General features: G+C 68.8%; 22 protein-coding genes and 1 pseudogene. 14 read left to right on the plus strand and 9 right to left on the minus strand.

Going from position 1 to position 25,417, the window contains the following annotated elements; translation table 11 throughout:
• The first annotated feature begins 322 nt into the window (after positions 1 to 322).
• On the plus strand, positions 323 to 3,589 hold the full coding sequence (locus ACQP2T_RS51305) for a S8 family serine peptidase (RefSeq protein WP_433512081.1): 3,267 nt from the start codon (positions 323 to 325) through the stop codon (positions 3,587 to 3,589).
• Positions 3,590 to 3,696: 107 nt separating this feature from the next.
• On the opposite strand, the gene ACQP2T_RS51310 is transcribed toward ACQP2T_RS51305, so the two are convergent.
• The 4 genes from ACQP2T_RS51310 to ACQP2T_RS51325 form a co-directional block, all read right to left on the minus strand.
• Complete coding sequence (locus tag ACQP2T_RS51310; RefSeq protein ID WP_433519939.1) at positions 3,697 to 4,632, minus strand: methyltransferase; 936 nt, start codon at positions 4,630 to 4,632, stop codon at positions 3,697 to 3,699.
• A gap of 106 nt (positions 4,633 to 4,738) precedes the next feature.
• Positions 4,739 to 5,518, minus strand: coding sequence for an ABC transporter permease (locus tag ACQP2T_RS51315; RefSeq protein ID WP_433512082.1), 780 nt, complete (start codon positions 5,516 to 5,518; stop codon positions 4,739 to 4,741).
• Complete coding sequence (locus ACQP2T_RS51320; RefSeq protein WP_433512083.1) at positions 5,515 to 6,288, minus strand: ABC transporter permease; 774 nt, start codon at positions 6,286 to 6,288, stop codon at positions 5,515 to 5,517. The genes ACQP2T_RS51315 and ACQP2T_RS51320 overlap by 4 nt, the downstream gene beginning before the upstream one ends.
• Positions 6,285 to 7,271 carry an ABC transporter substrate-binding protein gene (locus tag ACQP2T_RS51325; RefSeq protein ID WP_433512084.1) on the minus strand — a complete coding sequence of 329 codons (987 nt, stop codon included), beginning with the start codon at positions 7,269 to 7,271 and terminating at the stop codon, positions 6,285 to 6,287. The genes ACQP2T_RS51320 and ACQP2T_RS51325 overlap by 4 nt, the downstream gene beginning before the upstream one ends.
• Before the next feature lie 396 nt (positions 7,272 to 7,667).
• Here ACQP2T_RS51325 and ACQP2T_RS51330 point away from each other — a divergent pair, with 396 nt between their 5' ends.
• The 4 genes from ACQP2T_RS51330 to ACQP2T_RS51345 all read left to right on the plus strand — a co-directional run bounded on the left by ACQP2T_RS51330 (position 7,668) and on the right by ACQP2T_RS51345 (position 13,176).
• Positions 7,668 to 10,553, plus strand: coding sequence for a nitrate- and nitrite sensing domain-containing protein (locus tag ACQP2T_RS51330; protein WP_433512085.1), 2,886 nt, complete (start codon positions 7,668 to 7,670; stop codon positions 10,551 to 10,553).
• Positions 10,550 to 10,972 carry a roadblock/LC7 domain-containing protein gene (locus ACQP2T_RS51335; RefSeq protein WP_433512086.1) on the plus strand — a complete coding sequence of 141 codons (423 nt, stop codon included), beginning with the start codon at positions 10,550 to 10,552 and terminating at the stop codon, positions 10,970 to 10,972. Before ACQP2T_RS51330 ends, ACQP2T_RS51335 begins: the two co-directional genes overlap by 4 nt.
• A 153-nt stretch (positions 10,973 to 11,125) precedes the next feature.
• Positions 11,126 to 12,412, plus strand: coding sequence for an extracellular catalytic domain type 1 short-chain-length polyhydroxyalkanoate depolymerase (locus ACQP2T_RS51340; RefSeq protein WP_433512087.1), 1,287 nt, complete (start codon positions 11,126 to 11,128; stop codon positions 12,410 to 12,412).
• 185 nt (positions 12,413 to 12,597) lie between these two features.
• Positions 12,598 to 13,176 (plus strand): TetR/AcrR family transcriptional regulator, encoded by a 579-nt coding sequence (locus tag ACQP2T_RS51345; RefSeq protein WP_433512088.1) that lies wholly within the window; start codon positions 12,598 to 12,600, stop codon positions 13,174 to 13,176.
• Between the two features lie 59 nt (positions 13,177 to 13,235).
• Here ACQP2T_RS51345 and ACQP2T_RS51350 read toward each other — a convergent pair whose 3' ends face one another.
• Both ACQP2T_RS51350 and ACQP2T_RS51355 read right to left on the minus strand, forming a co-directional pair.
• Entirely contained in the window at positions 13,236 to 14,186 is a 951-nt protein-coding gene (locus ACQP2T_RS51350; RefSeq protein ID WP_433512089.1) for a M56 family metallopeptidase, read from the minus strand.
• A 1-nt stretch (position 14,187) separates the two neighbouring features.
• Entirely contained in the window at positions 14,188 to 14,562 is a 375-nt protein-coding gene (locus tag ACQP2T_RS51355; RefSeq protein ID WP_433512090.1) for a BlaI/MecI/CopY family transcriptional regulator, read from the minus strand.
• Between the two features lie 153 nt (positions 14,563 to 14,715).
• Between ACQP2T_RS51355 and ACQP2T_RS51360 the strand changes: the two genes are divergently transcribed.
• Positions 14,716 to 16,074, plus strand: a complete 1,359-nt coding sequence (locus ACQP2T_RS51360) for a glycosyltransferase family 4 protein (protein ID WP_433512091.1) — start codon at positions 14,716 to 14,718, stop codon at positions 16,072 to 16,074.
• Here the strand turns inward: ACQP2T_RS51360 and ACQP2T_RS51365 are convergent.
• Genes ACQP2T_RS51365 through ACQP2T_RS51375 form a run of 3 tightly spaced genes read right to left on the minus strand, consistent with a single transcriptional unit; the run spans position 16,004 to position 18,206 of the window.
• Complete coding sequence (locus ACQP2T_RS51365) at positions 16,004 to 16,399, minus strand: tautomerase family protein (protein ID WP_433512092.1); 396 nt, start codon at positions 16,397 to 16,399, stop codon at positions 16,004 to 16,006. The genes ACQP2T_RS51360 and ACQP2T_RS51365 overlap by 71 nt on opposite strands.
• Before the next feature lie 35 nt (positions 16,400 to 16,434).
• Positions 16,435 to 16,992: a TetR/AcrR family transcriptional regulator gene (locus tag ACQP2T_RS51370; protein WP_433512093.1), complete on the minus strand. Its 558-nt coding sequence runs from the start codon at positions 16,990 to 16,992 to the stop codon at positions 16,435 to 16,437.
• 50 nt (positions 16,993 to 17,042) lie between these two features.
• The gene (locus tag ACQP2T_RS51375) at positions 17,043 to 18,206 is read right to left on the minus strand and encodes an FAD-dependent monooxygenase (RefSeq protein WP_433512094.1); all 1,164 of its coding nucleotides are present in this window, start codon (positions 18,204 to 18,206) and stop codon (positions 17,043 to 17,045) included.
• Positions 18,207 to 18,432: 226 nt separating this feature from the next.
• Between ACQP2T_RS51375 and ACQP2T_RS51380 the strand changes: the two genes are divergently transcribed.
• From ACQP2T_RS51380 to ACQP2T_RS51415, 8 genes and pseudogenes are all read left to right on the plus strand, one after another.
• Positions 18,433 to 18,930, plus strand: coding sequence for a hypothetical protein (locus tag ACQP2T_RS51380; RefSeq protein ID WP_433512095.1), 498 nt, complete (start codon positions 18,433 to 18,435; stop codon positions 18,928 to 18,930).
• A gap of 74 nt (positions 18,931 to 19,004) precedes the next feature.
• Positions 19,005 to 20,366: a sensor histidine kinase gene (locus tag ACQP2T_RS51385; RefSeq protein ID WP_433512096.1), complete on the plus strand. Its 1,362-nt coding sequence runs from the start codon at positions 19,005 to 19,007 to the stop codon at positions 20,364 to 20,366.
• An 84-nt stretch (positions 20,367 to 20,450) separates the two neighbouring features.
• Positions 20,451 to 20,510: pseudogene (locus ACQP2T_RS51390) on the plus strand (twin-arginine translocation signal domain-containing protein); the annotation flags it as partial.
• Positions 20,511 to 20,516: 6 nt separating this feature from the next.
• Entirely contained in the window at positions 20,517 to 22,703 is a 2,187-nt protein-coding gene (locus ACQP2T_RS51395; RefSeq protein WP_433519940.1) for a glycosyl hydrolase family 95 catalytic domain-containing protein, read from the plus strand.
• Between the two features lie 166 nt (positions 22,704 to 22,869).
• Positions 22,870 to 23,298: a hypothetical protein gene (locus ACQP2T_RS51400; RefSeq protein WP_433512097.1), complete on the plus strand. Its 429-nt coding sequence runs from the start codon at positions 22,870 to 22,872 to the stop codon at positions 23,296 to 23,298.
• On the plus strand, positions 23,292 to 23,525 hold the full coding sequence (locus ACQP2T_RS51405; RefSeq protein WP_433512098.1) for a helix-turn-helix transcriptional regulator: 234 nt from the start codon (positions 23,292 to 23,294) through the stop codon (positions 23,523 to 23,525). The genes ACQP2T_RS51400 and ACQP2T_RS51405 overlap by 7 nt, the downstream gene beginning before the upstream one ends.
• Positions 23,522 to 24,526 carry an NAD(P)-dependent alcohol dehydrogenase gene (locus tag ACQP2T_RS51410; RefSeq protein ID WP_433512099.1) on the plus strand — a complete coding sequence of 335 codons (1,005 nt, stop codon included), beginning with the start codon at positions 23,522 to 23,524 and terminating at the stop codon, positions 24,524 to 24,526. The genes ACQP2T_RS51405 and ACQP2T_RS51410 overlap by 4 nt, the downstream gene beginning before the upstream one ends.
• 88 nt (positions 24,527 to 24,614) lie before the next feature.
• Positions 24,615 to 25,340, plus strand: a complete 726-nt coding sequence (locus tag ACQP2T_RS51415) for a LuxR C-terminal-related transcriptional regulator (RefSeq protein ID WP_433512100.1) — start codon at positions 24,615 to 24,617, stop codon at positions 25,338 to 25,340.
• Positions 25,341 to 25,417: the final 77 nt, after the last annotated feature.

The following is a 25,417-nucleotide window of genomic DNA, read 5'->3' on the forward strand; positions in this document are numbered from 1 at the left end:
CGATCAGTCAGCAGAGCCGTACGAATAGCCAAATTGCCCGCCGGATTATGGCAACTCGGTGGGGTTCTCGGCCGCGTGATCGCTGGTTACACTCCGGTCGGTACCGAGCCGCCCCACAGGGCGGCTCATACGGCTTGTCACCCACCGGGGAGGGTTCAGTGATCTCTCCGGTGTGCCTCGACGCGGGGTGACCTGACGCCTCCTTGGCGGCGTGGTGAGTCCATGCAGCCTCGACGAGGAGGATCTTGTGTTATCCAGTCCCCGCTTATCCCGTGCGCGGCGGCTCGCGTCGGTGGTCATCGGCCTGAGCATGGTGGCGGTGATGAGCCCGGCAGCGGCGCGGGCCACCCCCACACCCTCTCCCGCGAACGGGAAGTGGCAGGCCACCCCCGTCACCGGCGCCCAGCTCGTCGAGGGCGCCAAGTCCCCGACGGGCAAGCTCGCCAAGAGTGACCAGGCGCTGTTGCGGACCACGTCGCCGGCGCCGATCAACATCATGGTCAAGCTGGACTACGACTCGCTCGCCGCCTATCGGGGCGGGCTGCCCGGTCTGCCGGGCACCAGTCCCGCCGTCACCGGCAAGGCCCTCGACACCAGGAGTGCCGAGGTCAAGAAGTACGGCCAGCACATCGAGAGCGTGGAGAAGGCGTTCCTGGACCAGCTGGCCGGCAAGGTTCCGGGGGCCGTGGTGGGCCAGCGGGTCAGGACCGTCTATGGCGGCATCGCGCTCCGGATCCCAGGCAACAAAGCGGCCGAGGTGCTGAAGCTGCCCGGAGCCGTCGCCGTACAGGAGGACAAGCCCCAGCAGCTCCTCACCGACTCCAGCCCGGAGTTCATCGGCGCCAACACCATCTACAGCCAGCTCGGCGGCAGCAACTCCTCGGGCAAGGGCGTGATCGTGGGCGTGCTGGACTCCGGCGCCTGGCCCGAGCACCCCCAGTTCGCCGCCCCGACCGGCCTGCCCGCGCCGGGTCCGACCAAGGACGGCACGCCCCGGGTCTGCGACTTCGGCGACAACCCGCTGACCCCGGCCAACGACCCCTTCACCTGCAACAACAAGCTGATCGGCGGGCAGCCGTTCCTGGAGACCTACAACGCGGTCTTCGGTGGCGAGGTCTACCCCGACAGCGCCCGTGACTCCAACGGGCACGGCACCCACACCGCCACCACGTCGGCCGGCGGCCCAGTGGCCGACGCGAACCCGCTGGGGATCAGCCGCGGCCCGATCCACGGCATCGCGCCCGCCGCCGAGGTCTCGGTCTACAAGGTGTGCGGCGCCGAGGGCTGCTTCCCGTCCGACTCGGCGCAGGCGGTGGCACGTGCCATTCTGGACGGCGTCCGGGTGATCAACTTCTCGATCTCCGGTGGCTCCGACCCCTACAGCGACCCGGTCGAGCTGGCCTTCCTCGACGCGTACGCGGCGGGCGTGCTGGTCTCGGCGTCGGCGGGCAACTCGGGGCCCGACGCCAACACCACCGACCACCGCAGCCCGTGGGTGACCACGGTGGCCGCGTCCACGCAGACCAGAACGTTCCAGTCCACGATCACGCTGTCCGGCGGTGGCGCGACCGCGACGATCAAGGGCGCGTCCGTCACCTCGGGGCTCGCCTCGCCGCTGCCGGTGGTGCTGGCGTCCGCTCCGCCGTACTCCAACGCGCTGTGTGACACCCCGGCACCGGCCGGGATCTTCACCGGGAAGATCGTCGCCTGCGAGCGCGGCCCGAACCGGGTGCTGAAGAGCTTCAACGTCAGGCAGGGCGGCGCCGCGGGGATGATCCTCTACAACGCCTTCCCGTTCGACGTCTTCACCGACGCCCACTGGGTCCCGTCGGTGCACGTCAACAAGCCCGAGACCGACGTACTCATGAGCTTCCTGTCCGCGCATCCCGGCGCGACGGCGTCGTTCACCCAGAGCGTCAAGGCCAGCTGGCAGGGCGACGTGATGACCTACTTCTCCTCGCGCGGTCCCGGCGGGGACTTCCTCAAGCCCGATGTCACCGGGCCCGGCCTGCACATCCTGGCGGGCATGACCCCGACTCCCGAGTCACCGCTCGAAGGACCGCCCGGCAACCTGTACCAGGTCATCCAGGGCACGTCCATGTCGGCGCCGCACGTGACCGGCTCGGCCGCGCTCGTGTTCGCCCTGCACCCGACCTGGACACCGGGACAGGTGAAGTCGGCCCTGGAGACCACGGCCAAGACCGCGGTCACCAAGCAGGACCGCGTCACCCCGGCGGACCCGTTCGACATGGGCGGCGGGCGCATCGACCTGACGAAGGCCGGTGACCCCGGACTCACGCTGGACGAGAGCGCGGCCAACTTCATCGCCTCGGCCACCGACCCGCTCAACCGGATCGACCTCAACCTGCCCTCGGTGAACGCGCCGACCATGCCCGGCCTCATCACCGCCAAGCGCACGGTCACGAACACCACCAGCAAGTCGCTCACGTTCTCCGCCTCGGCCACGACCGTCAGCGGCGCCGACATCACGGTGCTGCCGGCGCGCTTCACCGTCGCACCGGGCAAGAGCGCGAAGCTCACGGTGGTCATCACCGCGCCGGACCTGCCCGACGGGCAGTACTTCGGTCAGGTGAACCTCAAGCAGGTCGGCGGCTCGCGCGCGCTGCACCTGCCGGTGGCCTTCTTCCGCCAGGAAGGCATCGTGCCGGTCGACCAGACCTGCGCGCCGGCCACCATCCCGAGGAACACCGGTGAGTCCACCTGCACGGTCACCGTGCAGAACAACAGCCTGTCCAGCGCCGAGGTGACCGCGCTGAGCACACTCGACGCCCGCCTGCGGCTGAACAGCGTGACCGGGGCCACCAAGATCGGCACCCAGATCGCGACGGCCAAGGCGACACTGGCCGGCCGCCAGCCCGACAAGCCGACCATCGCGCCGGGTGCGGGTCCTGCCGGATATCTTCCGCTGGACGCCTTCGGCATCACACCGACGCCGATCGGGGACGAGCAGGCGCTGAACTTCACGGTGCCCGCCTTCACCTTCGCCGGTAAGACCTACACCAGGATCGGCGTGGTCTCCAACGGCTACAGCGTCGCCGGCGGCACCAACGGCGCCGACGACATCGCCTTCCTCCCGCAGACGCTGCCCGATCCGGCGCGGCCGAACGCCGTGCTCGCCTCCTACTGGACCGACCTCGACGGCACCGGCGCCCCCGGCGTCTTCGCCGCGACGCTGACCGACGGCGTCAGTCGCTGGCTGGTGCTGGAATGGCGGGTCCACACCTTCGGCACGAGCGACATCAAGGTGTTCCAGCAGTGGATCGGGCTCAACGGCACGGAGGACATCAGCTACGCCTACGACCCGGGCAACCTGCCGGGCGACGCCCCCGCGGGCGCGGGACTGACCGTGGGCGCGGAGAACGACGAGGGTACGGCGGGCGACCAGATCTCCGGGCCGCCCACCCAGGACCTCGTGGTCCACAGCACACCCGGCGCGCCCGGGGGTGCCCTGACCTACTCGATGAAGATCAAGGGGGTAAGCCCGGGGGTCGGCAAGGTGACGACGGCCACCTCGACCCCGCAGGTCAAGGGGATCACCGTCGAAGTGGACAAGATCACCGTCCAGTGATCCGGTAGCGCCGCGGGCGGCTCGACCCGCCCGCGGCGTCACCCTCCGATGGCCATATCGGTCACATCGGGCAGCGAACGGCCGCAGATCCGCTCAGGACGCCTGCCTCAGACGGGCCTGGCCTCAAGGAGGCTCGCTCCCGCGCCCAGCTCGATGACCGCCGCCGGCTCCAGGCCGGCCTGCTCGAACAGCGTCGCGTACTCCTCCCGGCTGCGCTCGAGGCCGCCGTTGAAGATGGCCAGCATGCGCAGGTCGAGATCCTTGCCCAGATGCGGCGCCTCGTCGTCGGGCAATGCCACCTCCAGCACCAGCACCCGCCCGCCGGGGTTCATCGCGCGGCGGACATTGCGCAGAATCCGCAGGGCGTCGCCGTCGTCCCAGTTGTGCAGGATGCTCGCCAGCAGATAGGCGTCCGCGCCCGCCGGAACCGAGGCGAAGAAGTCGCCGGCCACGACCTCGTACCGATCGGCCAGGCCCTCGGTGGCCAGCAGGTCCCTGGCCCGGGCCGCCACCTGGTCGAGATCGAAGAGGATGCCGCGCATGCCCGGATTGGCGTGCAGGACCGTGGCCATGATGTGGCCACTGCCCCCGGCGACGTCCACCATGGTCTCGATGCCCGCGAAGTCGTACCGCTTGACCAGGCCGTCCGTGAACGTGATCGCCCTGGTGGCCATGTAGTCGTCGAATATGCGGCCCGCATCAGGATTTTTCGCCAGATGCTCGTACAACTTCCCGTACTTCGCGACGAATGCTGAGCTTCCCTGCCGCACCGTGTCCGGCAGCTTGCCCATCGCGTACCAGAAGCCTTCCTCGCCCAGCGCGCGGATCGAGGAGCGGATCGAGCCGGGGACATCGGAGAGGAGCGCGGTGCCGGCGTCGGTCAACTCGTAGTCTTCGGCACCGGCTGTGCGGACGACCCCCATGCTCGCCAGCTCACGCAGGACCCGGCGGAGCGAGGGGGCGTGCGCCCCGCACCTCTTGGCCAGTTCCTCGGTGTCGAGCGGCCCGTCCGCCAAGTGGTCGGCGACGCCCAGCTCCGCCATGGTCAGCAAAGCCGCGAATCGCGAAATGTCGGAAACAGATTTCCAGAGGAGGCTGTCGGAGTGTGGCATTTGTCCCTTCCAAAAGGTTCCAAGAGGTTCCAAGAGGTCATGGCGTCTGGGTGGCCTGCCTGTGCCAGACCAGCACCCGGCGCTCCGCCACCACGAAAAGCGCGTTCACGATGAAGCCGAGCATCCCCAGCAGGGCGATCGTCGCCCACACCGCGGGTGTGTCGAAGCTGCGCTGTGCCGTCAGCAACTGGTAGCCGATGCCGTCCGTGCTGCCGAACACCTCAGAGATCACCATGAGGATCAGCGCGAGCGACAGACTCAGCCGCAGACCCGCGAAGATCTTGGGTGAGGCGGCGGGGATGACGATCCGGCCCAGGCGCTGCACCCTCGACAACCCGAAGACAGTGGCGGTCTCGGTATAGGTCCGGTCCACCGACCTGGCCCCGTCCATCGAGTTGAGCAGCACCGGCCAGATCACCCCGGACACGATCACGGCGAGCTGTATCCGCAGGCCCGCCTGGAACAACACGATGAACAACGGCAGCAGCAACGGCGGCGGAACGGCGCGGCCGAACTCGATCAGCACGCTCACGTAGTCGGTCGCCACCCGCGAGCGCCCCAGGAGCACTCCCAGCACCACTCCGATGAGCGAGGCCAGGATCCACCCGGAGAACATGCGTCCCAGGCTGGGCAGGATGTTGGCCAACGCGTCGTCGGTGAGGAACAGCCGGGCGGCCGGGCCGGAGAACCACAGCTCGTACATGCGGGAGACGATCGTTGTCGGCGGCGGGAAGTCCCTGTTCTCCAACCGCCGCGCGACGAGCTCCCAGAAGACGATGACGACGGGGATCACCCAGGACCTGGCGAGCGACTTCACGACACCGCCCCCGTCCGCACCAGGCGCCAACGGAACAGGCGGCGCTCCGCCGCCTGTAACACCACGTTGGCCAGCAGCCCGAACGCGCCGGCCCAGAACGTGGCCGCCATGATGAGGTCGGTCCGGTTCCCGCTGCCCGCCTGGACCACGAAGACCCCCAGGCCCGCGACGCCTCCGGCGAGCAGCTCGGCGCTGACGGCGATGATCAGCGCGATCCCGGCGGCGATCCGGATGCCGGTGGCGACGAAGGGCGCGGCGCTGGGCAGGCTCACCCTGCCGAGCACGGCCAGCCGCCCGAATCCGAAGCTGCGCAACGATTCCTTGGCCAGCGGGTCGACGTCGTGCATGCCGTACAACGTGTTGATCAGTATCGGCCAGACCGACGCGTAGACGATGACGGAGACCTTCATCAGCTCGTCCCCCGGGATCAGCAGGATCGCCAGCGGGATGATCGCGACAGAGGGGATGGGCCGCAGGAACTCCAGCAGCGGCCGGAGGGCGCGCTCCATCGGGGTCAGCGCGCCGAGCAGGACGCCCGCCGGGACGGCCACCGCCACCGCGACCAGCAGGCCGAGCGCCCAGTTCGTGAGCGTCGCGAGCGCTCCCATCAGGAAGTCCCGGTCGGCCAGGAGGAGCACCGCCTCGTACAGGATGGCCGAGGGCGGCGGGAAGACCAGGTCGCGGCTCAGCCCGAACCGGATGACCAGCTCTCCGACGGCGAGAAAGCCCGCGGCGCCCACGACGCCGCGGAGCAGTCGTGCACGGGTCATCCGCTCGACGGTGCCGCGATGATCGACTTCACGTCGACAGCACTGGTGAGGTACTTGTAGTCGACCATGAGATCGGCCACTTTCTGCAGTCGGGTGGCGCTCAGCTCGCTCGGGAAGGTGCCCAGCGTGATGACCGAGGCGGTCTTCGCGTCGATCTTCGTGTACTTGGGCAGCATCGCTTCGATCTCCTTGCGGTTACTCGATGCGAGACTCTGCGCCTTGGCGATCGCCCGTTGGAAGGCGGCCAGCGTCTTCGGGTTCTTCTTCGCCCACTCGTCGGTGGCCATCCAGCCCGCGATCGGCAGGTCCTCGGTCTCGCCCGTCATGGTGTCGGCCAGCTTGCGGAAGCCCAGCTTGCTCTGGTTGGCGGTGATGAACGGCTCGGTGATCCAGCAGGCGTCGGCCTGCCCGCTGGTAATCGCGTTGCCCATGTCGGGGAACGGCTTCTCGGCGAACTTGACGTCGTTCTCGGTAAGTCCGGCCACCTTGAGTTGCGTAGTCACAGCCAGCGTGGCGACGTTCCGGAGATTGTTGACCAGGACGGTCTTTCCTTTGAGGTCGGCGACCGTTTTGATCGGTGAATCCTTCGGAACCATGATGTTGAAGGTGTTCGGACCGGCCTGATACGCGTCCGCGACGAGCTTGAGCTTGTCCCCCCTGCTGGCGGCCAGGAAGGTCGAGACGTAATTAGTCTGAGAGATGTCCAGCGCACCGCTCTTGACCTGCGGAATGGCCACCGCGCCGCCGGTGATGGTGACCGGCTGGACCGTCAGACCCTCTTCCTTGAAGAAGCCCTTCTCGTTGGCGATATAGAGCGACACGGCGTCGGGGATAGGCAGGGCGCCGACTTTGATTTCGGACTTCTCCAAGCCCTTGCCATTGGCCGACGCGCCAGGAGAGTCGCTGTTCCCGCCACAGGCGGTGAGGGTGAGAGCGACTGCGACGCCGAGAATGAGGGCGCGACAGCGCGGTGTGCGGGTCATGGGGGCTACTCCTACCAGGGGAATCAGCGTCTGTAGCTCCGGCATCGGAGACAACGAGCGTGAAGCGTAGCGGAGCAAAGATCAGATCTGAAGACCATGCCACGTATATCCGAGTTTTTGGACAAAACACGATATGTGGGGAGATAGATGCTTGATGTACTTAGAGCGCCGTTGATGGCTCCATGACCGAATTGTCCGAGTTCTTCAGACGCATGCACGCTAACTTCAAATATGCTTTAAGCGTCAACGGAAAAAGAAGTTAGTTTGGGGCGGCGGAAAAGGCCTGATGCGTTTGGCCAAATCTTGACGTTCGTGGTCCAATAGGCCCCCAACCCGCCTGCAATCACTCGGCAGTGACCAATTCCCTGCAGCAGGCCACGCGAGAGGTTGCCATTAGTGAGGACAACGACGACCAAACACGGTCGTGCCGGGGCCCCCGCTCTGCCGGGAAAGTCGGCGGCTCACGAGAAGCCCGCCGAGTCGGTGCCCGCATCCGGTAGCGCGATGGCCCTGCGCAATTGGCGGGTGCGCACCCGCCTCATTTCTCTCATCGCCATTCCGACCCTGGTGGCCGTGGTGCTGGGCGGGCTGCGCGTCACGACCTCGATCAGCAGCGCGCAGCAGTATCAGCACATCAGCAACGTGGGTGCCCTCGTCGCGCAGCTGGGCGAGCTGTCCCGCGACATGGCCCTCGAACGTGACCTCTCGGCGCAGTTCGTCGCCTCCGACAGGGCATCGACCGAGAAGGAGCAGCTCACGGCCCAGCAGGGCATCGTGAACGCCAGCGTGGCGCGCACGAACGCGGCCGCCGCGACGGCCGAGGACTCGCTGTCCGATCTCGGCCGCAAGAAGCTGGCCACCATCCGCACCAGGCTGACCCAGCTCGCCTCGCTGCGCGCCACCGTGGCCGGCACACAGCTGCCACCGCTCCCGACGATGGAGAAGTACTCCGAGGCCATCGCCGAGATGCTGCAGCTCTACGACGAGGTCACACAGGGCTCGACAGACGAGCAGCTCATCTCCACGACCGCGGCCCTGCGAGCCATCGCCCGCTATGAGGAAGAGACCTCCAAACTGCGGGGCCTGCTGATGATCGCGCTGGTCAGGGGGTCGTTCGAAGAACCCGAGTACAAGGCGTTCCTCGATGCCCGCTCCAGGCGCGAGAGCGAACGCACCTCCTTCCGCACCGCGGCCACCATCGCCCAGCGGCAGTTCTACGACAACACGGTCGCCAGCGTGAAGGTCGGGCGGGGCGAGTTCTACATGAACAGGGCCGTGTTCCTCACCAACACGGGACTGTCCCTGCGGCGGCTCGACACCTCGACGAGCGACGACGTCGCCCGCTGGGTCGAGTCCATCAGCGACACCGTCGACAGCGCGCACACCGTGCAGAAGGCGATGTCGCAGCAGGTCGCCACCATCAGCGCCGACGTCCAGGGCAACGACCAGTACGTGGCCGGGCTCAACATCGCCCTCGTCATCACCCTGATCATCCTGGTCCTCGTCATCACCGCCGTCATGGCCCGCTCGCTCGTCCGGCCGCTCAGGCGGTTGCGCGGAGACGCGCTCAAGGTCGCCGACCAGACGCTGCCCGAGCTCGTACGGCAGCTGCGCACCAGCGAGGTCAGCACGGACGATGTGCAGGTGCCACCGATCGCCATCTCGTCGAAGGACGAGATCGGGGAGGTGGCGCGGGCCTTCGACGAAGTGCACCGGGAAGCCGTACGGCTGGCGGGCGAGGAGTCCAAGCTCCGTACCAACGTCAATGCGATGTTCGTCAACCTCTCGCGCAGAAGCCAGACGCTGGTCGAGCGGCAGATCACCCTCATCGACGGGCTGGAGCAGGGCGAGCAGGACGAGGGCCGGTTGGCGAACCTGTTCAAGCTCGACCACCTGGCCACCCGTATGCGCCGAAACAGCGAGAACCTGCTGGTCCTCGCCGGCCAGGACCCGCCGCGCCGCTGGAGCCAGCCGGTCAAGCTGATCGACGTGACCCGTGCCACGCTCTCGGAGGTCGAGAACTACGAGCGGGTCGTCCTGCAGGTGCCCGACGGCGTGTCCATCGCGGGTCAGGCCGTCAACGACGTCATCCACCTGCTGGCCGAGCTGGTGGAGAACGCCCTGTCGTTCTCGCCCCATGACACGCGGGTGACGGTCTCCGGCAGCCGGATCGACGGCGGCGGCGTGATGCTGTCGATCACCGACTCCGGCATCGGCATGACCCTGGACGAACTGGGCCACGCCAACGACCGCCTCATCGACGCGCCCATCGTGGACGTCTCGGTGTCGCGCCGCATGGGCCTGTTCGTGGTCGCCAGGCTGGCGCACCGCCACGGCATCCGCGTACAGCTGCGCCCGCACGGCTCCGGTGGCCTCACCGCCATGGTGCTGATTCCGGAGGCGCTGCTGGGCATGCCTTCGCCCGCCTACGCCGGCATGCCCGGCGGCGGCCGCCAGGAGGCCTACCCGACGCCGCCGCCGTTGCCGGCGGCCACTTACCAGATGGGCCCGGGACACCCGTCGTATCCCTCCATCCCGTCGGGCTCGGCAGGCGTCTGGCCCTCACCGCCCGCCGACACCGGGTCGAGCCCGGCAGGCGTCTGGCCCTCGCCACCCGCCGACACCGGGTCGAGCTCGGCAGGTGCCTGGCTCTCGCCGCCCGCCGACACCGGTCGGTCGGCCGAGCAGCGCGCGGGCTTCGGCTCCTACGACACCGGCGACATCTGGACGCCGTCGAGAACGCCGGTCAGCTGGTCCGGCGACAACGGCCTGCCGAAATGGCCCAGTGGCGACCAGCCGCCGAGCAGAAGCCTCCACGACCGCGTGGACGGCCCGGCGCGGGCCAGATTCGACTTTCCCGAGACCGAGGCGGCCGCCACCGGCCCGATCCCGGCCGTGAGGCCGGCCTCCGCGGGTGACGAGTACCTGCCGATCTACGAGTCGATCGAGTCGGCCTGGTTCGAGCGTGGTGAGAGCGGCGCGAACTGGAGTTCCGCCCAGGCGGATGCCGGCTGGCACGCCGCGGCGGCCGCGGTCGAGCCGGTACGTGACGGCGCGACGGCCGCCGGGCTGCCCAAACGGGTGCCCAAGGCCAACCTCGTGCCGGGTTCGGCCGACACTTCCACCGCGCCGAAGGACGTCCCGCCGGCGCCCCCGATCTCACCCGAGCGGGCGCGCAACCGCCTGGCGAGTTTCCAGCAGGGCCTCCAGGCCGCGCGCGAGGACATCAGTCAGGGCAGGGCCCCTTCCAACGGCCCAATGAACAGGGAACAGGGTGCATGAACGACCTGACTTACGTGGGGCATGGGCTCGACTGGCTGGTCACTGAATTCGTCAGCACCGTCCCAGGCGTCGCCCACGCGATCGTCGTCTCGTCCGATGGACTGCCTCTCGCGGTCTCGGCGGCCTTTCCCGCCGACCGGGCCGAGCAGCTGGCCACGATCGCCGCGGGGCTGGTGAGCCTGACGCTGGGAGCGGCCAGGGTCTTCGAGGCCGGCACCGTCACCCAGTCCGTGGTGGAGATGCAGCATGGGCTGCTGCTGACGATGTCGATCAGCGACGGCTCCTGCCTGGCCGTACTCGTCGCGCCTGACTGCGACATGGCGCTCGTGGCGTACCACATGACGCTCATGGTGGAACGGGCCGGCCAGGTGCTGACCCCTGCCGTACGCGCGCACCTACGTACCAGTCTGGCCAGGTAATTTCCGAAAGTTTCAAGAATCCTTCCCTGAGCTAAGCAGATTGCCCAGGTCATCCGAATGCCGAATATGGCGGCCCACGTGGCTCCTTGCCTCTCGAAAAGTTTTTAAGAATACTCCGAATATTTCGGGGCCATATCGAGAGAGGGGCAGCGGATGAGGATGACCACCAGAGTGCTCGGCGCCTTGGTCGCCGCCGCGATGTTCGTCATCGCATGGCTGACCATGGCGCCGCCGGCCTCGCCGGCCTCGCTCACCGAGGTGACCAACTTCGGCACCAACCCCAGCGGGCTGCGGATGTACGTGTACGTACCGAACAACGTCGCGGCCCGGCCGCCGATCCTGGTGGCCGTGCACTACTGCACGGGCTCCGGCCCAGCCTTCTACTCCGGCACCGAGTTCGCCTCACTGGCGGACAGGTACGGATTCATCGTCATCTACCCCTCCGCCACCAGGAGCGGGTCCTGCTTCGACGTCTCCTCGCCACAGGCGCTCAAGCACGACGGCGGCAGCGACCCGGTGGGCATCGTGTCCATGGTCAAGTACGTCGAGCAGCACAACAACGGCGACGCCTCCCGCGTCTACGTGACCGGCGCCTCCTCGGGCGGCATGATGACGAACGTGCTGCTGGGCGACTATCCCGACGTCTTCAAGGCCGGGGCGGCGTTCATGGGAGTGCCGTTCGGCTGCTTCGCCACCACCGACGGCTCCAGCTGGAACAGCGCCTGCGCCAACGGCACCATCATCAAGACCCCGCAGCAGTGGGGCGACCTCGTACGCGGCGCCTTCCCCGGCTACACCGGGGCGCGTCCGCGCATGCAGCTGTGGCACGGCACCGAGGACGCCACACTCCGCTACCCGAACTTCCAGGAAGAGATCAAGCAGTGGACCGACGTCCACGGCCTCAGCCAGACACCCACGTTCACCGACCACCCGCAGGCGTCCTGGACCCGGACCCGTTACGGCGGCACCGGCACCATGGTCGCCGTTGAGGGCGTCAGCATCCAAGGGATCGGGCACAGCCTTCCGCAGGGCGGCATGGCCGCCGGGGTCATCCAGTTCTTCGGCCTGGACGGCGGGTCCACCGGCCCGTCGCCGACACCCACCCCGACGCCAACGCCCGGGGGACCCTGCGGCGTCACCTACACCATGAACAGCTGGAACACCGGATTCACCGCGTCCGTCACCATCACCAACACCAGCTCGTCCCCGATCAACACCTGGGCCCTGACCTTCACCCTCCCCGGCGGGCAGACGGTCACCTCCGCCTGGAACGCCACCGTCTCCCCCTCCAGCGGCCAGGTCACGGCCAGGAACGTCAGCTACAACGCCACCATCGCGCCCGGAGCCTCCACCAACTTCGGCTTCCAGGCCACCCACACCGGTAACACCGGCAAACCCACCTCCTTCACCCTGGGCGGCACGACCTGCTCCCTCTCCTGACCATCCATCCGCGACACGGTGCCGGAGGCGGCCAGCCTCCGGCACCTGCCCGCCGAACCGCACCACGGACATCCCCCGCCCCCTACGGCCGTTCCCGCCAAATAGGCGCGCCTTCGGGCGGTGGCCAGTTCGCCGCCCGATTTGAGAGCATCGACAGAAGAGCTAGCGATGCTAGACTTGTGGACATGTCGATTCAGGAGCGCAGGGAGCGCGAGCGGGCGGAGCGGGAACGGTTGATCATCACAGCGGCCCGGACGCTGGCCGAGGCCGAGGGCTGGGAGGCGGTGACGACGCGCCGCCTGGCCGAACAGGTCGAATATAGCCAGCCGGTGCTCTACAGCCACTTCAAGGGCAAGGACGCCATCATGGCGGCGGTCGCGGTGGAGAGCTGCGCCGACCTGGCCGTCGACCTGCGCGCGGCCCGTACCTCGACAGACGACCCCCGGCAGGCCCTCGCCGCCGTCGGCGCCGCCTACGCGGACTTCGCCGAACGGCGGCCCGCCCTGTACGACGTGATCTTCAGTCTGGCCGTCGACCTGCCCTTCGCCACCCCCGAGGCACCCGCCCCCCTGCAAGCGGCCTTCGGCGAGCTGAGCCAGGCGCTGGAACCGCAGGCCGGCGACGACGACCTCGGCCTGCTCACCGAAACCTTCTGGAGCGGCCTGCACGGGCTGGTGACGCTCATGCGCGGCGGCCGGCTCCCCCGCGAGGCCCACGACCAGCGGCTGGCCATCCTGGTCGACCGCTTCTCCCATCACCCCTGACCACAGCTTCAGGCAGGGCAGTGGACAGTTCTCCCATCTCCCTTCTCCCCTGACACAGCTCAGGCAGGGCAGTGGGGAGCGCAGAGCAGGAAGATGGGCGCCCCGCTGTGCACCAGCAGTGACTCGGCGTCCTGGTTGGCGTTCAGCGGCGCCCACAGCGTCAGGACGGCCAGGGCGGCGAGCACGGCCACGAGCACGGGCCGGCGCCGTGGCCGAGGGCTGAGCAGGGAGCGCACTCGCTCGGGTACGTCCGACGAGTGGTAGCCCATCGCCGGAGCCGCGGGGGAAGACGACGCGGCCAGTGTGGCGAGGGCGGCACGGGCCAGCGCCCGGGCGGCGAGCGCGCGGTCACCGACGACGCTCGCGGCTTCTTCGTCGGCCCAGCGTTCGGTGGCGTAGCCGACGGCCCGGGGAAGGCGATACAGGAGCGGATTGACCGCGGCGGCCGCGTCGGCGAGCGCCCGGCACAGGTGGTGGCGGTGGGCCAGGTGGGCGTTCTCGTGGGCCAGCAGGACGTGTCGCTCGTCCGGGCTCAGGGCGTTCAGCATGCCGGTGGAGACCACCACCCGCCCGCCACGCCGGGCGGGCAGGGCGAACGCCTCAGGGCGGACCTCGTCGATCACCACCAGGTCACCCGGTCCGCCGTCCAGCTCGTCGGCGACGCGGCGGACCTCGGCCATGGACCGGCGATGCCGGAAGATGGTGCGGGCCAGCCTGATCGCGGCGACACCCAGAGCGAGCGCGGCGCCCAGGGCGACCGGGGTGGGCACGGGATCGGCGTCGTCCCAGGACTGCAGCGACCAACCGCCGAGCCACGCCACCAGCCGGATCTGGGCCAGCAGGGTCCAGGTGAGCAGCGCGAGCGCGTACGCGGTGCTGACCGCCGACACCAGCGCGGCGGCCACCAGGGCACGGCCGGCGGTGGACGGCGGCAGCCAGCGCGCCAGCGGCGCGGCGACCAGGCCGAGCAGCAATGAGATGAGCAGCGGCAGGTAGACGTCGACGCGCATGTCAGGTGCCGCCGCTCTCGCGCAGGAGCCGCTGCAGCAACGCCTCGTCCTGCTCGGACAGCTCCCCGACGAACTGGGCCAGCACCCGAGCCCGGTCCTGGCCCTCGCCGAGCAGGCTGCGCATCTGCGCCGCCCGCCGGGCGGCCTCGTCGCGCTGGAAGGAGTAGGCGTAGGCGCGGCCGGCGCGGACCCGGCTGACGGCGCCCTTGTCGTGCAGGCGGCTGAGCACCGTCATGACCGTGGTGTAGGCCAGCGGGGAGGCCAGCCGCTGGGCCACCTCGCCGGGGGTCAGCGGACCAGGGGTGCCGGCCAGGATGGCCAGCACCTCACTCTCCAGGCCGCCACGGTCCCGGCGTTGGCGCGATGGTGAGGTCATGAGCGCTCACTCTCTACTTACAGCTTGTGTAGCAGAGTAGCTGTAGTGCCTGGGCGATTCATCCCCTTCAACTACTACTAACTATGTAGTAGAAAGGTATGGGGGTACGACATGTCCTTCTCGTGACGATCATCCAGGTAGGGGGCGGCTGAGGTGTACGAGCGATCGCGGAATTGGCTGCTGGGGTCGGGGGCACGCTGGGTGCGATGGACGGCCCTGTGGCTGCTCCGGCTGGCGGACCTGCGGCGGGCTCGCACGGCACCCGCGCCAGATGCCGGCACGGTGCGCATCCTGCTGTTCCACGCGTACGGCATGGGTGGCACCATCCGCACGGTGCTCAACCTCGCCGGATACCTGGCGCGCGAGCACGAGGTCGAGATCGTCAGCCTGATCCGCGAGCGGAACCAGCCGTTCTTCCCGCTCCCCTCCGGTGTGCGGATCTCGGTTCTCGATGACCGTACGCGCGACAAAGGCAGGCTGCGCCGATGGCTGTCGCGGCTGCCCAGTGTGCTGGTGCCCTCAACCGAGCCCTCCTACCGGCGCTGCTCGCTGCTGACCGATCTGGTGCTGCTGCGTCACCTGCGCTCGCTGCGCGGCGGGGTGCTGATCAGCACGAGGCCGAGCCTCAACCTGTTCGCCGCCGGTTTCGCGCCGCCCGGGGTCATCACCATCGGCCAGGAACACCGCAACCTGGCCGCGCACAAGCCCGAGCTGCGCAAGGTCATCAAGCGCCGGTACGGCAAGCTGGACGCGCTGGTCACCCTGACCCGTGCCGACCTGGAGCGCTACACCAGGGCGGTGCCCCAGCTCCATCTGACCTGCATCCCCAACGCCCTGCCTCCCCTCGGCGGCGGCGACGCCTCGCTGGACGGCACGACCGCCGTCGCGCTGGGGCGGCTGGATCGGGTCAAGGGCTTCGACCTGCTCCTGGCGGCCTGGCGGCTGGTCGGCGAGCGGCACCCGGAGTGGACGCTGCGCGTCTACGGGTCGGGGCCGTGGCGCGAGCGGCTGAGGACCCAGATCGAGGAGTCGGGGCTGGAGGGACGCGCCTTCCTCATGGGGCGTACCGACCAGGTCGGGGAGGAGCTGGCGAAGGCGGGGATGTTCCTGCTCAGCTCACGCTCCGAGGGGATGCCGATGGCGTTGATCGAGGCGATGAGCAAGGGCCTGCCCGCCGTCGCCTTCGACTGCCCCACCGGTCCGGCCGAGGTCATCACCGACGGCCTCGACGGCCGCCTGGTCGAGCCGGGCGACGTCGGCGCCTTCGCCGAGACGATCTGCGAGCTCATCGAGAACGAGGACCTGCGCCGCAAGTTCGGCGCCGCGGCGAAGCGCACCGCCAGGGCTTATGACCTTCGGGAGATCGGCGCCCGCTGGGACAGCCTGCTGGCCGAGATCACGGAGCCTCGGCGGCCGTCCCGGCCCAGGACGGCCGTGGAGATCACGGAGCGACCTGCGCATACTGGGCCACGCCGTCGCCGAACGACCAGTCGAGCGGCTCGTTCTCGGTGACGGTGACGAACACGTTCCGCGGCTCGGTGCCCGCGTAGTCCTGGGCGAGCTCGGCGATCCTGCGATAAAGAGCCTGCTTCTGGTCCGCGGTGCGCCCGGAGCGCATCGTGATGGCCACGAACACGAGGTCGTCGTCCCGGTGGATGCCGAGGTAGTTGTCGTCGTAGCTGATCATCCGCCGCGTTCCGTCGTGGCCGGTGATCACCTGGAACCTGTCGTCCGGCGGGATGCCGATGGCGTCGACCAGGGCATCGTGCACGGCCCGGCCCAGGGCCGCCAGCCGCTTCTCGTCTGCACGAACCGCGTCAATGCGTACAAATGGCATTACTTCGTCCTTTCGGCGAGGAAACTACAGTGGGCTCAGTGGGCGGCGAGCAGGCCGAGCGCGCCGTCCACGGCCTGTGCGTAGACGTCCGCGTCGCCGGCCGCGCGGGCCAGCACATAGGCGCCCTGCAGCACCGCGACGAGCGCGGTGGCGGTGGCCGCCGGGTCGAGCGCGGTGGCCAGCTCATCGGCCGCCCGCGCTTCGGCTAGGACCCCGGCGAGCCGGTCGCGCAGCCAGGCGAAGGTCTCCTCGATCGGCCGGCGCAACGTGGAATCGGCCATGACGTCGGAGTCCTGGGTGAGCCGGCCCACCGGGCAGCCCCGGAGAGCCTCCCGCTCGCGGCGCAGGTAGGTGGCGATCCGCTCTTTCGGCGCGCCCGAGCCACCGAGCTCCGCCTCCGCGCGATCACGCAGCTCCTCGGCGCTACGGGTGATCGCGGCCAGCGCGAGGTCGGACTTCCCGCGGAAGTGGTGGTACATGCTGCCCTGGCCGGCCCCGGATCGCCGCTGGATCGCCTTCGGCGAAGTGCCTACGTAGCCGCACTCCCACAGCAGCTGCCGGGTGCTCTCGATCAGCCGTTCTCTCGTGTCCACGGCAATGACCGTACATACTAGTAGGTACAGAGCGCAAGCCCAGGGTGCGGTCAGTGCTTGGCAGCGCGCGTCAGCCCGAGCTTCCCGGCCACCTGATCGAGCCGGTAGTACAGCCGCGGCGGGATGTGCGGGAGCAGCACCGACTGCCGCTGGCCGAGCAGCGCGAACAGCTGCCAGGGCGGCAGGTTGATGTAGCGGGGCAGGCTCTCGTACCACCGGGCGCTGTAGCGGGCCGCCCGCTGGGTGGCCCGGATGACGGCCCGGCGTTCCCGCTCGTAGCGGGCGAGGGCGGGCTTGAGCGCCGTCTCCTCGTGCAGCGCGTTGACCAGGAAGGCGGCGTCCCCCAGCGCGAGGGCGGTGCCCGCGCCGATCGAGTAGTGCGTGGTGTGCGCGGCGTCGCCGAGCAGGACGAGGTTGCCGTGATACCACTTCCGGTTGGTCAGGGTACGGAAGTTCAGCCAGTGCGCCCGGCCGTCGGAGTGCGCCCGGCCGATCAGGGGGTGCCCGTCCAGGATTTGGGCGAAGAGCTTCTCCAGGAGGGCCAGGCCGTCCGCCTCGTTCGCCTGGTCGAGCCCGAGCCCCCGCCAGGTCTCGGGGGCGCACTCGATGACGCAGGTGCTGTGGTCCTTGCCGAATCCGTAACCGTAGTACCAGATCCAGCCGTGCTCGGTCTCCACGAAGGCGAAGGTGAACGATTCGAAGATCTTGGTGGTGCCGAGCCAGAGGTAGACGTTCCGGCCGACCGCGACCTGGGTGCCGAAGTGGTCGGAGTGGCGCTCGCGCAGCACGCTGTTGATCCCGTCGCCGGCGACGACGAGGTCGGCGTCGGCCAGTTCCTCCTCCTCGGCGATCTCACGCTCGTACTCGATGCGCACACCGAGGGAGCGGGCCCGCTCGGTGAAGATGTCGAGCAACCGGTGCCGGCCGATGCCGAAGCCCTCGTCCCCGTGGTCCACCGTCACTGTCGCCCGGTCGTGGACGTGCATGACCCAGCCGTCCCAGCGGACCGAGCTCTCGCTGATGGCACGCGCGGACTCGGGGTCGACGCCGTGGAGACTGTTGAGCAGTTCGTAGATATATGTCACGCCCCAGCCATAGGTGGACCCGGCCGGGTTTCGCTCATAGACGGTGATGTCGTGGGACGGGTCCACCCGCTTCATCAGGATCGAGAAGTACAGGCTGGCGGGCCCTCCGCCGACGCAGGCGACCTTCACGCTAACTCCCCATAACTACGCAACGTCATCAAGTCATCTCATAGCGTAGCAATGAGGTACGTATTCCTGCGGTCTCCTCCTGCTGAACCACCAGTCACAAAATGCCCAATAATCGGCCCACCTCCCACGTCCTCAGGGTGGCCCAGTGCGCTCCCGTGCAGGTGGGAGAATGGGGGTGTTCATTCCGTGCTCCCCCCTTGGCAACAATTTCAGGAAGGGGGCGGCCATGGCGACCATCGCTCATCACCCGGCGACAGAAGCGGCGCCCGGCGCCCTGCGGCTCGGCGCGGCGCTCATGGCACTGGCCGGCCTGACATTCATGGGTTACGCGGTGATCTTCTTCATCCGCAACTTCACCGGCGGGTTCCTGGAGCTCGGCATCGGTCCGCACGAGGTCGATGTCAGCCGGGCCCAGGTCCAGTCGTTCAGTCCAGATCTGTTCAGGTACATCTCGCACGTGCACATCGCGCTTTCGGGATTCCTCGCCTCGACCGGGCTGGCCACCGCGGCACTCGCCTGGTTCGGGGTCAGGCACGGCCTCTGGTGGGCGTACGTGACCGCGATCGTGGTCCCAGTGCTGGGCCTGGTCGTCGCCCTGCCCGCGCACTATCCGTACCATTTCGCCACTCTCGGCCACCTCGGGCTCATCTACCTGGCCACCGCGATATTCGCCGTAGGCGCACTGGTGGCGCTGAAACCGATGCTGCACGCGCGGCACACCTGATCGAGTCGGGCGAACCAGGAGCGGCTGCCTCCGGACCCGCTCCTGGCGCGTGATCGTCGGTCGGACGGGGAGACATGGTGACCTTGCGGCACGAGTTGTCCGTACGGACGCGGATGACGCTGCTGGCCGGTGCCGTCATGGCGGCGTTGTGCGTGGTCTTCTGCGTGTTCATACTGGTCGGCGCCCACGACCGCGCCGTGGACGACCGGACCGACGTGATCCTCCAGACCGAGCTGCACGTGGCCCGTCACATCTCACGCAACCAGCTCCCCTCCGTGCTACCCGACCATGGACTCGCCGCTCTCCAGGTGGTGGACTCCCACGGCCAGGTCGTGGCGGCGAACATGCGGATGTTCGGCAAACCGCGCATGGCCTCCTTCGCCCCGCCGGACGACAACCTGCGAACGGACCGGACCGTCTGCACCGTGCCGGGCTTCGCGAACACGTGCCTGATCGTCGTGGCCATCCGGGTCGCCGGGGCCGGCGGCGACTGGATCATCTACGGCGCCGATCCGCTCATCCCCTGGTACATCGATCGCTCGGTCGTCCTCTCCCTCCTCCTCGGGTCCGCGTTGATGATCAGCGCCACGGCGATCGGCGCCTACCGTACCGTCAGCAAGACCCTCGACCCCGTCGACGACATCGTCGCCGAGCTGGCCGAGATCACCTCGACCGACCTCGGCCGCCGGGTGCCCGTCCCCGACCACCACGACGAGATCCGGAAGCTGGCCGAAACCGCGAACCTGACCCTGGAACGGCTGGAGGCGGCGGTCGAGCAGCAGCGGCGCTTCGCCTCCGACGCCTCGCACGACCTGCGCAGTCCCATCACCGCCATACGCACCCAGGTGGAAGCGGCCATGCTGCACCCGGACGAGGCGAACTGGTCCGAGATGGCGCAAGCCCTGCTGGCCAGCCTCGACCGGCTGGAGGCGATCGTCGTCGACCTGCTGGTGCTGGCCCGGCTCGACGCCGGTTTCCAGTGCGACGGCGACCGCGTGGACCTGCGGGAGCTGGTCAAGTCCGAGCTCGAACGCCGGGCCCCCAAAGCACGTGTCGTGACAGACCTCGGCCCCGACGCGGTCGTGAACGGAGACCGGCTCCAGCTCGGCCGTCTGCTCACCAACCTCCTGGACAACGCCGCGCGGCACGCCGACTCCACCGTGGCGATCTCGGTCCGCCGAAAGGGGGAGGAGGCGGTGCTCGAGGTGAACGACGACGGCCCCGGCATCTCCCCTGACCAGCGGGAATTCGTCTTCCAGCGCTTCACCCGGCTGGATGCCGCCCGGAGCAAGGACATGGGAGGTACGGGACTCGGCCTGGCGATCGCCAGGGAGATCGCCCAGCGCCACGGCGGGTCGCTGACCATCGAGGATTCGGAGAAGGGCGCGCGATTCGTGCTGAAAATCCCCGCTGCTCCTGCCGACCCAGCACGTTGAGAGGGCTTGACAGAGCCAGTCATCGCGATGGATCTTCTCATTCATCAGATGAATTGCCTCATCAGTCCCCCCAGCGGAGGCACTATGTCGGAAAATCCATCATCGCGACGAACATTCCTCGGAGGTCTTGCCTTAGGCGGAGCCGCTGCCGTGGTCGCCACCTCCCCCACCGCGTGGGCGCGGGCCGCACCGGAGAAGACGGACGCGTACGGGGACGTCCTGCGTGACGCCGCCATGATCTGGAAGCGGCTCCCCAGCGGCTGGCAGAACGGGCCGTTCCTGGGCAACGGGTTTCTCGGCGTGCACGTCTACAACAACGACGGTCAAGGGAACGTCCTGCGGTTCATGCTCAGCCACTCCCTCGTACAGGACCAGCGCGGGCAGTGGGAGGCGGCGATCGGCTACTCGCGGCTGCCCATCGGCTATCTGACGCTGACCTTCGCCGGGACCGTCACCGCGGTGGACTGGCGACTGGACCTCGAACGCGCCGAGCTCACCGGGACCGTGACGACCGCCCAGGGCGGCGTCCGGTTCAGCGCGCTCGTGCTCAACCAGCGCGGTGTGCTGCTGGTGTCCATGACGCCGACCCCGGGAGAGGAGGCGGCGGCATGGGGCTTCACACCCCTGCCCTCCCATACGACCAGGACGATCCGGCTCCCGCCCGAATACACCGGCAATCCCGAACCGGTGGCCGCCGAGGGGCACGTCGAGCAGCCCCTGCACGCCGGAGGCGGCTACACGACGGCTTGGCGCGAGGTCCGGCACGGCACCGGCCGGGTGTTCGCGGCCACGATCGCCTACGGGTACCCGGACTCGACCGGGGCCGAGGAGGCCGTACGGACCGTGCGCCGGGTGCTCGACGGGAACCCGGAGGCGCAGGTCGTGGCCCACCGGCTCTGGTGGCAGCGGTTCTACCGGCGCAGCCTGCTGTCGATCCCGGACAAGCGGCTGCAGCGGTTCTACTGGATCCAGCTCTACAAGATGGCCTCGGCCACCAGGGACGGCGCGCCCGTGGTGACCGAGTGGGGGCCGTGGTTCCCCGAGGCGGGCAACAGCTGGACCAACATCTGGTGGAACCTGAACGTCCAGGTCAGCTATCCGATGATCAACGGCTCGAACCACCCGGAGCTGGACGCGGTGACCACAACGTTCCGGAAATATCGCGAAAATCTGGAGCTTAATGTGAATCCGGGTTATCGCGATGGGAAGTCGTACGCGCTGTGCCATCCGGGCGACCGCATGCTCAGGCCCGGCCCGCGATACGTCGGCGTGCCCGGCGTGAGCCCCAACGACCACACCGGCAACCTCACCTGGGGCATGCACAACGTCTGGCTCGCCTACCGCCACTCCATGGACGACGGTGTGCTGCGCGACGTGCTCCACCCGATCCTCACCGGCGCGATCACCTACTACGAGCGCTTCCTCGTCGAGGGCGCCGACGGGCGGCTGCACCTGCCCGAGACCCGCTCGCCCGAGTACGCCAACGCCTCCGACGCCACCTACGACCTCTCGCTCATCCGCTGGGGCTGCCGCACCCTCCTCGACAGCGCCGAGCGGTTACGCCTCGACGACCCGCGCAAGTCCCGCTGGCAGGAGATCCTCGCCCGGCTGGTGCCGTACCACCAGAACGAGGACGGGGTGATGATCGGGGCGGACGTGCCGCTGGCGGAGTCTCACCGGCACTACTCGCACCTGCTCTGGATGTATCCGCTGCAGGAGTCGCTCGACCGGCGCAGCTTCGAGCACTGGACGAGCATGCGCGAGCGGTGGCACGGCTACAGCTTCGCGGCGGCCTCCTCGATGGAGACGCTGTTCGGCAACCCGGAGGCGGCGCTGGCCCAACTGCGCTTCTTCATCGACGGCAACGTCGTGGACAACTGCGCGATCACTCCCAACACCATGTACAGGGAGGGCGCCAACTTCGCCATCGAGAGCCCGCTGGCCGCCACCCAGTCGGTGCTCGACATGCTGATCCAGAGCCACGGCGGGGTGGTCAAGGTGTTCCCCGAGGTCTCCGCCACCTGGGCCGACGTGTCGGTCGAGCGGCTGCGTACGCAGGGCGCGTTCCTGGTGGACGCCTCGCGGAGCCAGGGGCGTACGGACTGGATCAGGGTGCACAGCGAGGCGGGCGAGCCGCTGCGGCTCCGGCACGGGATCGAGGGCCCGGTCGAGGTCCGCGACGAGCACGGCAGGCCGCTCCCCCACCGGGGTACGGACACGCTCGAGATCCCGCTGCGCAGAGGCAGGACGGCCGTCGTCAGCCGACCAGGTCAGCACCCTTCTCGGCCGCGCGACGTCCCGGGCGATGACAGCGCGCCCGCGTGGGGACTGCCCTAGCGGCTGCCAGATCGAAGACCGCCGACGGACTCCGGTAAGCCCGTCGGCGGTCTTGCGTGTGTTCGGCCCGGCTTGGATCGGCCGGGCGATGTAAAACTTTCTAGACATGAAGTCAAAGATTCGCTACTTTTGAGATGTCAAAGATTCTGTACATCAAGGAGCTGTCATGACACTCGAAGAGAGACGGGCGTGGATCCGGCTGATCGTCTCCGTCGCCGCGTACGGCGGGTACGCGTTCGTGGTCTTAGGCCGGGCCGGCGAGCGCCCGCTGGCCGAAGTGCCCTATGGCGCGGCACTGCTGTGGAGCGTGGGAGCGGCCATCCTCGCCACGTTCGTGATCGAGATCGTGGTCGGGGCGTTCAATCCCAAGGCGTCCCTGCTCAAGGACGAGAGGGACCGGGAGATCGGGCGGCTGGGCGACCACGTCGGCCAGGCGTTCGTGGTGATCGGCGCGGTCGCGGCGATGCTCATGGCGATCGCCGACTGGGACCGCTTCTGGATCGCCAACGTGATCTACGCGTGCTTCGCCCTGTCCTCGGTCATCGGCAATGTCGCCAAGGTCATCGTCTACCGCAGGAGCCTGCCTCAATGGTGAAACCGACCCGTGTGACCAACCGCATCCGCGCCCTGCGCTTCGCGCACGACGAGATGACCCAGGCCGAGCTGGCCGACCGCATCTCCGTGACCCGCCAGACCGTCATCGCCATCGAGCAGGGCCGCTACTCGCCGTCCCTGGAGATGGCCTTCCAGATAGCCCATGTGTTCAAGGTCCCGCTCGACGAGGTGTTCCAATACCCCGACTCCCAGGAGGAGAAATCATGAAAGCGATCGCTCAGGACGTGTACGGCTCGGCCGATGTCCTCCGGTTACGCGAGGTGGACCGGCCGTCGATCGGCGACGACGAGGTGCTGGTCCAGGTACACGCCGCCGGGGTGGACCCGGGCGTGTGGGTCTGCATGACCGGCCGGCCGTATGGGGTACGTGTCGCCTTCGGCCTGACCAGGCCCAGGGTGCCGGTACGCGGCCGGGCCCTGGCCGGGGTGGTCGTGGCGGTCGGCTCCGGCGTTCAGCGGTTCAAGCCCGGTGACGAGGTGTACGGCACCAGCCCGCGCAGCGGCACGTTCGCCGAATACGCGGCCGCCCCCGCCAAGCGGCTCGCGCCCAAGCCGCCCAGGCTGTCGTTCGAGCAGGCCGCCGCGGTGCCCATCTCCGGGGTGACCGCGCTGCTGTGCGTCCGCGAGGGCGGGCACGTACAGGCCGGGCAGAGAGTGATGGTCATCGGCGCGGCCGGCGGCATCGGGTCGTTCGCGGTGCAGATCGCCAAGGCGTCCGGCGCGAAGGTGACCGGGGTGTGCGGCACCGACAAGGTCGACCTGGTGCGGTCGCTCGGCGCCGACGAGGTGATCGACTACACCCGGGAGGAGGTCGACCGCAACGGGCCGAGCTACGACGTGATCATCGACCTCGCGGGCTGCCGCCCACTGGCGCTGCTGCGGCGCGCCCTGACCCCGCGCGGGACCCTGGTGCTGGCCGGCGGCGGGCATGACGCCGGCGGACTGCTCGGTGGCTACACCCGCCAGCTACGCGCACCCTTTGTGTCGATGTTCACCAGCCAGCGGCTATATGGCCTGACCTCCAAGGAACGCGCCCAAGAGCTGGAGGAGCTGACAGAGCTGATCGAATCGGGCGCGGTCACCCCGATCATCGGCCGCACCTACCCCCTCGCCGACGCCCCTGACGCCATCCGCTACCTCGCCGAAGGCCATCCCGCCGGGAAGATCGTCATCACCGTGGGATCAGGCCCGTCGACCGACACCCCATGACCTCCGCTTATCAAGCTCGGCGCTGCCAGAATGGTGCGGATCAGCCAGGAGGCCCGCGTCCGGACGGCGCGGTAGGCGAAGGAGGCGTGTGGACGAGAGCGTGTCGTTGGCCCAGCTGGCCCATCGGCTGGAAGAGGTGGTGGGCGAGCTGCGCGGCATCCCCGTCGACGTCGAACGGCTGGAGGACCGCGAGCTCGTACGGCAGCAGATCGCGCAGGCCGCCGCCTCGGCCGGTGAGCTGCGCGCCATGCATCCGGTGGGATCGTCGGAGAAGGGCCGCGAAGAGCAGAAGAGCCGGGTCGACGTGCTCGACGCCCTGCGGGACGGCATGACGATGCGCACGATCATCCACGCGAGCGTGCTGGACGACCCGCGCAAAGCGGCCCGGCTCAGGGAGTTGCACGCGGCCGGTGACCTGCACCGGGTCGTCGACGAGCCGATCCAGCAGTTGCTCATCTTCGACCGGACCATAGCGTTCGTCCGCATCACCCCCGTCGCCTACGCGCCCGGCGCGCTGGTGATCCGGCAGCAGAGTCTGATCGCCACCCTCATCGACCTGTTCGAGCAGACCTGGTCCAGGGCCCGGGAGGTCACTGAGCCCGCGTACCGGCTGTCCCCGCGCGAGCGCGAGGTGCTGGCGCTGATCGCCGAAGGGCGCTCCAACAAGGCCGTCGCCCGCACCCTGGCGATCACGGAGGCGGCCGTCTGCAAGCACGTGGCCGGCGTGTTCGCCAAGCTGGAGCTGCCTGCTTCCGGCGACGACAACCGGCGGGTGCTGGCCGTGCTGGCCTACCTGCGCGGCACAGTCAGGTAGCGCCCGGTCCCGCCTTTTTGCCGCCATCACGGCCGGGTAGCGCCCGGTCCCACCTCTCCGTCGCCGGGCGGCGAAGT

This window comes from Nonomuraea sp. CA-143628, from assembly GCF_050942315.1.
Lineage (GTDB): Bacteria > Actinomycetota > Actinomycetes > Streptosporangiales > Streptosporangiaceae > Nonomuraea.

Bases quoted from the DNA above. Each gene is read 5' to 3' on its own strand.
- ACQP2T_RS51305 (WP_433512081.1), top strand. From the start codon at position 323: ATGAGCCCGGCAGCGGCGCGGGCCACCCCCACACCCTCTCCCGCGAAC.
- ACQP2T_RS51310 (WP_433519939.1), bottom strand. From the start codon at position 4,632: ATGGCGGAGCTGGGCGTCGCCGACCACTTGGCGGACGGGCCGCTCGAC.
- ACQP2T_RS51320 (WP_433512083.1), bottom strand. From the start codon at position 6,288: ATGACCCGTGCACGACTGCTCCGCGGCGTCGTGGGCGCCGCGGGCTTT.
- ACQP2T_RS51325 (WP_433512084.1), bottom strand. From the start codon at position 7,271: ATGACCCGCACACCGCGCTGTCGCGCCCTCATTCTCGGCGTCGCAGTC.
- ACQP2T_RS51335 (WP_433512086.1), top strand. From the start codon at position 10,550: ATGAACGACCTGACTTACGTGGGGCATGGGCTCGACTGGCTGGTCACT.
- ACQP2T_RS51340 (WP_433512087.1), top strand. From the start codon at position 11,126: ATGAGGATGACCACCAGAGTGCTCGGCGCCTTGGTCGCCGCCGCGATG.
- ACQP2T_RS51345 (WP_433512088.1), top strand. From the start codon at position 12,598: ATGTCGATTCAGGAGCGCAGGGAGCGCGAGCGGGCGGAGCGGGAACGG.
- ACQP2T_RS51350 (WP_433512089.1), bottom strand. From the start codon at position 14,186: ATGCGCGTCGACGTCTACCTGCCGCTGCTCATCTCATTGCTGCTCGGC.
- ACQP2T_RS51355 (WP_433512090.1), bottom strand. From the start codon at position 14,562: ATGACCTCACCATCGCGCCAACGCCGGGACCGTGGCGGCCTGGAGAGT.
- ACQP2T_RS51365 (WP_433512092.1), bottom strand. From the start codon at position 16,399: ATGCCATTTGTACGCATTGACGCGGTTCGTGCAGACGAGAAGCGGCTG.
- ACQP2T_RS51380 (WP_433512095.1), top strand. From the start codon at position 18,433: ATGGCGACCATCGCTCATCACCCGGCGACAGAAGCGGCGCCCGGCGCC.
- ACQP2T_RS51385 (WP_433512096.1), top strand. From the start codon at position 19,005: ATGGTGACCTTGCGGCACGAGTTGTCCGTACGGACGCGGATGACGCTG.
- ACQP2T_RS51400 (WP_433512097.1), top strand. From the start codon at position 22,870: ATGACACTCGAAGAGAGACGGGCGTGGATCCGGCTGATCGTCTCCGTC.
- ACQP2T_RS51405 (WP_433512098.1), top strand. From the start codon at position 23,292: ATGGTGAAACCGACCCGTGTGACCAACCGCATCCGCGCCCTGCGCTTC.
- ACQP2T_RS51410 (WP_433512099.1), top strand. From the start codon at position 23,522: ATGAAAGCGATCGCTCAGGACGTGTACGGCTCGGCCGATGTCCTCCGG.